Origin of the sequence: Nostoc cf. edaphicum LEGE 07299, from assembly GCF_015207245.1 — a bacterium.
Classification (GTDB): Bacteria; Cyanobacteriota; Cyanobacteriia; order Cyanobacteriales; family Nostocaceae; genus Nostoc; species Nostoc edaphicum_B.
Window position 1 is genome coordinate 1 of record NZ_JADEXF010000066.1, and the last position, 9,353, is coordinate 9,353.

General features: G+C 40.3%; 7 protein-coding genes and 2 pseudogenes. 5 read left to right on the plus strand and 4 right to left on the minus strand.

The genetic code is table 11. The annotated features are described in order from the left end of the window. Window positions 1–46 precede the first annotated feature (46 nt). Window positions 47–940, plus strand: coding sequence for an ABC transporter permease (locus IQ229_RS03350; RefSeq protein WP_194041289.1), 894 nt, complete (start codon window positions 47–49; stop codon window positions 938–940). Window positions 941–994: 54 nt separating this feature from the next. Then, a pseudogene (locus tag IQ229_RS03355) lies at window positions 995–1,378 on the plus strand (hypothetical protein); the annotation flags it as partial. A 25-nt stretch (window positions 1,379–1,403) separates the two neighbouring features. On the opposite strand, the pseudogene IQ229_RS03360 reads toward IQ229_RS03355, so the two are convergent. Next, window positions 1,404–2,459: pseudogene (locus IQ229_RS03360) on the minus strand (IS630 family transposase). A gap of 86 nt (window positions 2,460–2,545) precedes the next feature. On the opposite strand from IQ229_RS03360, the gene IQ229_RS03365 reads away from it, so the two are divergent. Continuing rightward, window positions 2,546–3,895 (plus strand): AlbA family DNA-binding domain-containing protein, encoded by a 1,350-nt coding sequence (locus tag IQ229_RS03365; RefSeq protein WP_228013072.1) that lies wholly within the window; start codon window positions 2,546–2,548, stop codon window positions 3,893–3,895. A 37-nt stretch (window positions 3,896–3,932) separates the two neighbouring features. On the opposite strand, the gene acnB is transcribed toward IQ229_RS03365, so the two are convergent. The 3 genes from acnB to IQ229_RS03380 form a co-directional block, all read right to left on the minus strand. Continuing rightward, a complete protein-coding gene (acnB, locus tag IQ229_RS03370) occupies window positions 3,933–6,599 on the minus strand; it encodes a bifunctional aconitate hydratase 2/2-methylisocitrate dehydratase (protein ID WP_194041283.1) in 2,667 nt (888 codons plus the stop codon). A gap of 265 nt (window positions 6,600–6,864) precedes the next feature. Next, window positions 6,865–7,785, minus strand: coding sequence for a DUF4351 domain-containing protein (locus IQ229_RS03375; RefSeq protein ID WP_194041285.1), 921 nt, complete (start codon window positions 7,783–7,785; stop codon window positions 6,865–6,867). Window positions 7,786–7,966: 181 nt separating this feature from the next. After that, complete coding sequence (locus tag IQ229_RS03380; protein ID WP_194041287.1) at window positions 7,967–8,368, minus strand: hypothetical protein; 402 nt, start codon at window positions 8,366–8,368, stop codon at window positions 7,967–7,969. A gap of 330 nt (window positions 8,369–8,698) precedes the next feature. Here IQ229_RS03380 and IQ229_RS23690 point away from each other — a divergent pair, with 330 nt between their 5' ends. Together IQ229_RS23690 and IQ229_RS23695 are read left to right on the plus strand one after the other, a co-directional pair. Further along, on the plus strand, window positions 8,699–8,986 hold the full coding sequence (locus IQ229_RS23690) for a helix-turn-helix domain-containing protein (RefSeq protein ID WP_228013074.1): 288 nt from the start codon (window positions 8,699–8,701) through the stop codon (window positions 8,984–8,986). Between the two features lie 32 nt (window positions 8,987–9,018). Beyond that, window positions 9,019–9,353: transposase family protein (locus IQ229_RS23695; protein WP_322743933.1), on the plus strand; the 335-nt coding region annotated here is incomplete at its 3' end.

Below are 9,353 nucleotides of genomic sequence, written 5' to 3' on the forward strand. Positions count from 1 at the left end.
CAATTAACTAGCAGTTAAAAGAATTAGGAGTTAAGAGTTAGGAGTGATTAATTTGGAAAAAAATGAGATTTCTAAAATAGAAAAATTGCAGCGCCCCATTAGAAATTGGCTGCAACCTTTGGTATTGCTTGCACCATCTGGAATTTGGTTATTACTTTTGTTGGTGCTGCCAACTTTGATAATTTTTGAGTTGAGTTTAGTTGCAGATATCCGACCGGGAGATTTGGTAAATCCCAACGGATTCAAAAACTATATCCGAATATTTGACTCACTTTACGTGCAAGTAATTGGGCGATCGCTATTTTTTGCATTTGGCACTACGATAATTTGTTTAATTTTGGGCTTCCCCGTCGCCTATTGGATTGCTCAGATAGCGCCGCAGCGTTGGCGAAATTTGCTGCTATTAGGTTTTGTTCTACCTTTGTGGACTTCTTCGTTACTCCGTTCTTATGCTTGGATTACAATTCTTCGTCCTACTGGTTTATTGAACAGTTTACTCAGCAATTTAGGCTTGCCTACTTGGGAATTACTTAATAATAGTCAAGCTGTATTAATTGGCATGAGTTACAGCTTATTACCTTATATGGTTTTGATTTTATATGCTTCTCTTGAAAAGCTAGATAAACGATTGCTAGAAGCCGCGGCTGATTTAGGTGCAAATCCGGTGGAAACTTTTTTCCAAGTAACCGTACCGCAAATTTTTCCGGGAATTGCGGCTGCTTCCATGCTTGTATTCATCACAGGCTTAGGGGATTTTGTCGATCCAGAATTACTCGGTGGTGCTTCTAGTATGACGGCGGCGCGGTTAGTTTATAATCAGTTTCTTGGAGCCACCCAAAATTGGGGATTTGGTTCAGCCTTAAGTATGACGTTAATTTTGCTTGTTAGTATTGCGATCGCACTTTTAATTAAGTTTGGGGAAGCTACACCTAAACGTTAAAATTTTGGTCACTCACTTATAATAAAGGCATCAAACGCCAGCGAGACAACGGTTATGCTCTCACCCGATCTCAAAAATGCGTTACCAACTACTGATGAACTTCCCTGTTCAGACGATACCCCAGTGGATAACGAAGATCAAAACTTTTTGCCCAATATTTTACTCTTCTTACTTAACTCCATTTGGGCAAATCGTATGGATTGGTACTTCGGAGTAGATATGGGACTGTATCACACCACAGGAGTAAATCCCAGAGTACCTGTAGTTCCAGATGCTTTTTTAAGTCTGGGAGTAGAACGGAAAAAGGGTGGTAAATCACGCAAAAGTTACGCAGTTTGGGAAGACAATGGGATAGTTCCAATATTCACATTAGAAATGGTATCCCATACTCCAGGAGGTGAATACGAAGAAAAGCTAGACATAAGTAAGTCGGCGGGAAAATTTATAACTATGTAACAAAAGCTTAACCCGAGTCGTGGGAGTTAAATTTAACACGGTGTGTACTGTAGTTTCCTTTTTCCCCTCTAGCTTGAACACCATCAATTACGGCATAGGCTAGTTCTAACTCGTCGTCAAACATTTTTCCCGCTAGTTCATGTTTTTTCAGGTGTTGCCATTCCAATTCAATCGGATTCATTTCAGAGCAATATTTCGGCAAAAAGAAGAGGTACAAACCCATTTGTTCCCACTTTGGCCATAACTGCTGCACCTGAAGACATCGATGTATCGGACCATTGTCCTGCACTATTACCCTGATGCGCCCTATCTTTTGGGCATCCGCTGCTTCTTGCTCCATCATCTCGATATAAGCTTTTCTGTTAACACCTCCGATAACCAGACCGTAAATAAAGCTTATTATTGGTTGAAAAAATCCGATAATGCTTAATCTTCGACCACGACGCTGGGTTTGTTCCAGACGTTTTTGCTCACCTCGCGGGTAATAGGTGTAACCAAGTTCGCTCCATGCACAAAACCCTGATTCATCTAAATACTTTAGGTCTATTTCTCTGGCAGCAGCAGCTAATTCCAGCATATCTAGGTCTGCCTGTTTTTTTTCCCGGATTACAGGGTCTTGTTTTCTTTTATGACAAATTCAAAGCTCGTTTCCAAATGATCCCCTTTTTTTGAGTACCCGTCTTAATCTATCGGGACTCAGTTTAATTTGGCGTTCGCTTTCTAATTTTTGGGCTAATTGAAGACTGTTGTATGTGCGTGGTTCCTTTTTCAGGCATTCTTCCAAAAAAACTATGTCTGACTCCTTGCACTTCGGTTTTCCCCCTCGACCCGGTTTCTCCCAAAGACCTTGTATACCAAGCTTTTCCCATTTATGTAAAACTTCTCTCACTGTTTGTGGAGTCCACTTAAAATGGGCGGCTATTTTTTCCACGTACCAACCATGTGCATTTAACCTGATTACTTCTGCTCGGTCTTTGACTTTCTGTGGTGCATCCGCAGTTCTTAGGTTTAATAGAGTTTTATCTTGATCGCTAGTCAAAAACACCCTTAAACGAGCGCCCATATCTTCGTCACCTCGGTAGATGCATTCTCCGTATTTACTTATCTTTACATAGTTTGGTTTTTTCGCGCCGACTTACTTATACTGCAATGGCAGAAGAAGACATCACAGAAGTCTTTGGTCGTATTAATTCCAGTGGTAAACACTTAAGTAGCCAAGAAAAAAGACAAGCCGGTGTAACAACTGCATTTGCAGAATTAGTGAGAACAATCTCTATGGAGTTGCGTGGAGACGTTTCAGATAAAGTATTACGTCTTACAGATATGCCAGAAATAAGTATTGATTCGCAAAAAAGTAATCAAGGTTATAAAATTAAAGCTGAAGATACAATATGGTGTAAACAAGGAGCCTTAACTGCAAAACTACTTCGAGAAAGCGAAGACGAACAAATGATAGCTGATATTATAGCTTCTATTTTACTCAATGAACCTTTGCCAGTAAGCACCGAACGTTTAGATAGTTTATATGACTTGAGTGGCAAATATTCTCAAGTTTTAGATAGTGCCTTAGCAACCTATGGATTCAAAAAATTAACTCAGGATATAATCACAACATTTGCAGTGATGCGAGAAACAATAGAAGCTTATAGTTCAGAACCTAAGTCTTTACTGCGTGTTGTCAATCCAAATAGTAATAATCCTATCAGAACGGCATTTTACACTATTTTAATGGCTTTTTTCGACCTAGTTATTCGTAAAGAACTTTCTCCTGTTGATCCAGAAGGTATAATGAATGGTCTTCGAGGACTTCAGAGAAAGTTGGATTTAAGTAGTCACTACACAACAACAGAAGACCGTAAAAGCAACATTAAGCAAACTATAGGTCTAATTCAAGATTGTTTTGCCAAAAAAGAACCATCTGCTTTAGGACATGGCGTTGAACTTGTACTTGATCTTGAAAATTCTTTGCGTCGTTCTCGTATAGAAACTTCAAGGTATGAATGTAAGCAAGGGTTACTCGATTTATCTCCCAAAAGAAACCTAAATAAAGATTTACTAGAAAGAATTGTTGAAACTATATGTGGAATAGCAAACTTAGGGTCAGATAGCGATGGATATATTCATATTGGAGTTACTGACTCTCAAAAAGACGCTGATAAAATCGAAATGCAAGATAAGGTAAAACCTATTGAAATTAATGGAAGATATATTGTAGGAATTGATAGAGAAGCGAAGTTACAAAAGCAAACTATCGAGCAATATGTGAGATTATTGACGAATACAATTCAGAATTCTGCTCTTACAGAAACATTAAAGACGCAGGTACTAACTAAGTTTGACACGATATCATATAAAGGTCATTCAGTCATTAGGATTACTATCCCGATCCAAACTGAAGTTTCATTTCTTGGAGAAAAAGCCTTCACAAGGAAAGGCTCATCTACAGTTGAGATACAAGGACGTGATTTAATAGCTATTTCTAAGCTTTTTCAAAAATAATTGATTTGAAAGGTGGGCATTGCCCACCAAACTTTAATTATCTACTCAAACTACTAGCTGGCATACCCAAAATATCCTCAAGCCTCGGCATATCTTCCAACGCAATTACACGCCCTTCATCCTCAAAACCGACGATTTGATCAAAGTTTAGATACCGATACAAATCATCTGCAAAAGGATGAATTCGACTTGCCACAATATCCAAGTATTCCTGCACTGTCGGAAGCCGCCCCAGTAGCGCACAAACTGCGGCTAATTCTGCTGAACCAAGATACACTCGCGCATCTTTACCCATGCGATTATTGAAGTTGCGGGTAGAGGTAGAAAACACTGTTGTTCCATCAGCAACTCGCGCCTGATTACCCATACACAAACTGCATCCTGGCATTTCTGTTCTAGCACCCGCAGCCCCAAAAACGCTGTATACACCTTCTTCTTTTAATTGGTGTTCATCCATGCGGGTTGGTGGTGCTATCCACAGGCGAGTTTTCACTTCACCTGCACCTTCCAAAACTTTCGCTGTTGCCCGATAATGACCAATGTTAGTCATACAAGAACCGACGAACACCTCTTGCACTGGATCGTTAGCAACTTCCGATAATAACTTAACATTATCGGGGTCATTGGGAGCAGCAACAATTGGTTCTTTAATTTCGTTCAAATCAATTTCAATTATTTCGGCATACTCAGCATCGGCATCGCCTTCTAATAACACGGGATTTGCTAACCATTCTTCCATCTTTGCCACACGGCGCAACATGGTACGCGCATCTTGATAGCCCCGTGCTATCATATTTTTCAACAGCGCTATGTTAGAACGCAGATATTCAGAAATTGTCTCTGCACTCAGCTTAATTGTGCATCCGGCACAAGAACGTTCGGCGCTAGCATCGGTGAGTTCAAAGGCTTGTTCAACTTTTAAATCTGGCAAACCTTCTATTTCCAAAATTCGCCCGGAGAAGACGTTTTTCTTATTCTGCTTCTCTGCTGTCAGCAAACCTTTTTGAATTGCCACGTAGGGTATGGCATTCACGACATCGCGCAGGGTGATACCTGGTTGCAATTCACCTTTGAATCTTACCAAAACTGACTCTGGCATATCTAAAGGCATCACACCCAAGGCGGCTGCAAAAGCTACTAATCCAGAACCGGCGGGGAAGGAAATACCCAAGGGGAAGCGGGTGTGAGAGTCGCCGCCAGTTCCTACGGTATCGGGTAACAGCATCCGGTTTAACCAAGAGTGAATGATACCATCACCGGGACGGAGGGCGACACCGCCACGAGAAGCAAAGAAATCGGGGAGTTCGTGATGAGTTTGGATGTCTACTGGTTTGGGATAAGCTGCTGTGTGGCAGAAACTTTGTATCACTAAGTCTGCACTGAAACCAAGACAGGCAAGTTCTTTCAATTCGTCGCGGGTCATGGGGCCTGTGGTATCTTGAGAACCAACGGTGGTAATGATGGGTTCACAGGATGTGCCGGGACGCACACCAGGTAATCCGCAAGCTTTACCTACCATTTTCTGTGCCAAGCTGTAGCCTTTGCCTGTATCAAAGGCTTGCTGGGGACGGGTGAAAACGGTGCTGTGTTCTAAACCAAGTGCAAGACGAGTTTTGTCGGTGAGGGTACGTCCGATAAGTAGGGGGATGCGTCCACCTGCGCGGACTTCATCGAGGATGGTGTCAGGTTTGAGGGCAAAGGTGGAAATGACTTCGCCTGCTTCATTGGTGATTTCGCCTTTGTAGGGATGGATGGTAATTACCATGCCAGTTTCTAGTTTGGTGACATCGCACTGAATAGGCAAAGCACCGGCATCTTCTGCTGTGTTAAAGAAGATTGGCGCGATCGCACCACCTAAAACATAACCCCCAGCGCGTTTGTTTGGCACAAAAGGTATATCATTTCCCATGTGCCACAATACTGAGTTAATAGCAGATTTACGCGAGGAACCTGTACCAACTACATCTCCCACGTAAGCTACAGGATGCCCTTTTTTCTTCAATTCGGCAATTGTTGCCAAGCTTCCCGGTTGCCGTGACTCTAACATCACCAAAGCGTGTAAGGGAATATCTGGGCGAGTTGTGGCGCTTTGGGCGGGGGATAAATCGTCGGTATTGGTTTCGCCAGGAACTTTAAAAACGGTGACAGTAATCGCTTCTGGGACTGTGGGGCGCATGGTAAACCATTCAGCTTCCGCCCAAGAGTCAATCACCCGTTTGGCGAAAGGATTGGTTTTAGACAACTCTAAAACATCGTGGTAAGCGTCATACACCAAGAGGATTTTGCTTAAAGCGTTGGCGGCGTAGGCAGAAATGGGTTCCTTTCCTTGTCCACCCATTACTAAAGGTGTTTCAGATGAGTCTGAGACGGATACCGTGGGCCATTGCAGCAAATCGATTAAAGATTGTACATTGTAACCACCTACCATCGTGCCCAGCAATTGCACCGCTTCTATGCGCGAAACCAAGGGACTGATGATTTCCTTTTTGGCAATCGCGGTGAGAAATCCAGCTTTGACATAAGCTGCTGGATCAACACCAGGAGAAACGCGATCGCGCAATAAATGTAATAATATATCCTCTTGACCCTTTAGCGGATTTTTCAGTAATTCACATAATTCTGAGGTTTGCTTCGCATCCAATGGTAAAGGAGGAATACCGAGTGCTGTTCTTTCGGCAATGTGTTTACGATATTGTTCTAGCATTTTTATGTTCTCCATTGGGATGTTCTATCTTTAATTATGAAATATTTTTAGTCAATACTTGGCTATAAGAGTTTAACTCACTTTTATTACTGAAAGCCTTACTGGTAATCGGTTGTTTGCAGTTTGGAAAGGCGAATGGAATTCGCTACTACACAAACAAAGTCCACCTCCGTGGACTAAGAGTAAATCAAGAATTTTTAACCCACGGAGGTGGGTTTCGTCTGTATAGCCGCGACTTCTAGTCGGCAGGTGTAGTAATAAGAAATTAGATTGATTGTTGGTTTAACCAAGTTTCTAAATCAGCAACACTAGAAAAATCTAGCAATGCCTCTCCTAAATTCTCTAATTGTTCAATCGATAAGCCTTGAATTTGCTCGATTAATGACGTATCAATCTCACCAATACGGCGATTTAGTAGACGCAGTATTAAGTCTTGTTTCCCTTCTTGCCTTCCTTCTTGCCTTCCTTCTTGCCTGCCCTCTTCTTTGGCTTGTTCTCTGTCTCTTTGATAAAGTGGTTCTAGTCGCATAATTAATTCCCTATCATCTGCTTCTAATTCTTGATTTACTCTCAAGTTTTCGCGCAAGTTGTAAACTAATTCAAGAGTTGCTTTTTGGTATGGATGATCTAATGGTAACGCTTGCAACTCGATAATCGCTTGTGACTGCACGTTTCCCCTACCTAAAAGCCTTAACCATAATGTCTCTGGTGTTTGGGGTAGTTGGTGTATTGCTACAATTGCTGTCCGCAAGGCATCTGGCAGAAAATGCACTCCTGATAACCAACCTGCTTTTTGTATAGTTCCAAAGCTAGACAATCTAGTTTCAGATATGGTAGGTGTAAGAACGCATAATTTGGGAATTTCTGAGTCCTGAAGTTTGGTTTTATTGGTTTTAGCTTCTCGTCGCAGGAGAGCCTTGATTTCTAATAATTTGAGAATACAGTCGCAGATTTCATCGGTGGAAGCTGGATTCCGGTATGGTTCTATAATTGCAGGTTGTTGGGCAAATCTTCCTAACAAACCTAGTATTTGTATATTAGAGCTTTGCTGTTTAGCAGGAGTGAATAAAACATCTATTTCTTTAATCTCTCCTGAGACTTTTTCTGATGCTTTGACTTCTCCGTAATCTTTTAGTAGTTCTTCTAGATAGTCTTTGGCGAATTTATCATGGATAAACCTGGTCATTCAATTTTAAGATTTCGGAAGTTCTGGGTTAATGCATTATTATATAGCAGCCCTGGATTATTCGTGATGAAATAGATCCCCGACTTCTTTAAGAAGTCGGGGATCTGCTGGACACCTTGAATTTTTACAGATATCATTCTAAAAAAGTTAAAAGCAGATTCTATAAGCCTTTTGACTTCCGTTAGGGCGTAGCAGTTAAAGCATTTTCATCTGATGTTTTATCTGTGTTAGATTTCAAGCGTGTCAATCTGCTTTTACGGATACGTTCACTGTCTTTAACGCCACCTGCAAGTTCATATTCGTTGCTGTTTCTGCCATACTTGCAACCAACCCACGTTAGCATTTTGTCTGAAACTTGACTTAAGGTTTTTTCCATCTCATCCAGCTTATTTCTAGAAGAGTCAATCATAGCTATAGCAGCGTTATAATCATCAAGCATATTGTGAAAATTATCTATTAATTGATTCAAATTTTGCAAGTTGTAAGTCTCATCAAAATTGATCTTTGGATCGATAGCTTTCAGCCCGGCAACTCTAAACTCAGCTTTTTCTAAAATCCGGGAACTACGTTTTTTTCGAGCCATAATTTTACACTTTTAAAAGCTTTACAGAGCTATTTTGTCTCAATTAAGTTGGATTCTGGTTCAGCAAAAAGCGCATTTTTTTTAGTAAAAGTTTTTATTTATGTCCGTGATTTCGCGGAATTTAATCATCAAAGGCTGATTTTCAGCAAAATAATATTATGTTTAATCAATAGACATCTCCAAAATAGTAACATTCTGTGGTAAAAGAACATCAGAGAGTTTTTTTATACAGAAACATGAGCGAGATACTAAACCATATTGAAAACAACCCTAAAGAAACAAAGCGGTTAATTGGTCTGGAGTATGAACAGTTACAAAAATTAATCCAAAATGTGGAACGATTACACTCTTGAATTGCAAGAGTTATTAGAATCCCAGAAAGTTAGAATTATTGCTGCTGGTGGAGGTCGTAAACCAAAACTATCTGTAAGAGAACAAATAATTTTAACTTTGGTCTATCTCCGACATTTGACGACATTTCAACTTCTTGGTATCCCGTTTGGAGTAAGTGAATCGACAGCAAATGATACATTTAATTATTGGTTACCAATCCTTCAAGAATTGCTGCCATCGAGTTTAGTTGAACAATTAAAAAAAAAGAATCTGACTATGAAGTAGTTAAAGAGATACTCACAGATTATGAATTAATCATAGATAGCTATGAACAAGTTAGGGAAAGACCTGGAGACAATAAAGAGCAAGAAAAATATTTTTCTGGTAAGACGAGTAAACACACCTTTAAAACTCAGATAATTATTTTACCAGATGCAAGGGATATTGTTGATGTTATCGCTGGGGAACCCGGACCGAAAAGCGATATAACAATATTTAGAGAAAATCGAGATAACTTAGATCCCAAACAAAACTTTAAGGGAGATTTAGGTTATCTAGGAGAAGATTTAATTGATACTCCAATTAAGAAACCAAGAAATAGAGAGTTAACAACTAACCAAAAAAAATCAAATAAGGAGTTTTCATCCAAACG

Excerpts from the sequence above, each read along its gene's own strand:
- IQ229_RS03365 (WP_228013072.1), top strand. The coding sequence starts at position 2,546 with ATGGCAGAAGAAGACATCACAGAAGTCTTTGGTCGTATTAATTCCAGT.
- acnB (WP_194041283.1), bottom strand. The coding sequence starts at position 6,599 with ATGCTAGAACAATATCGTAAACACATTGCCGAAAGAACAGCACTCGGT.
- IQ229_RS03375 (WP_194041285.1), bottom strand. The coding sequence starts at position 7,785 with ATGACCAGGTTTATCCATGATAAATTCGCCAAAGACTATCTAGAAGAA.
- IQ229_RS03380 (WP_194041287.1), bottom strand. The coding sequence starts at position 8,368 with ATGGCTCGAAAAAAACGTAGTTCCCGGATTTTAGAAAAAGCTGAGTTT.
- IQ229_RS23690 (WP_228013074.1), top strand. The coding sequence starts at position 8,699 with ATGTGGAACGATTACACTCTTGAATTGCAAGAGTTATTAGAATCCCAG.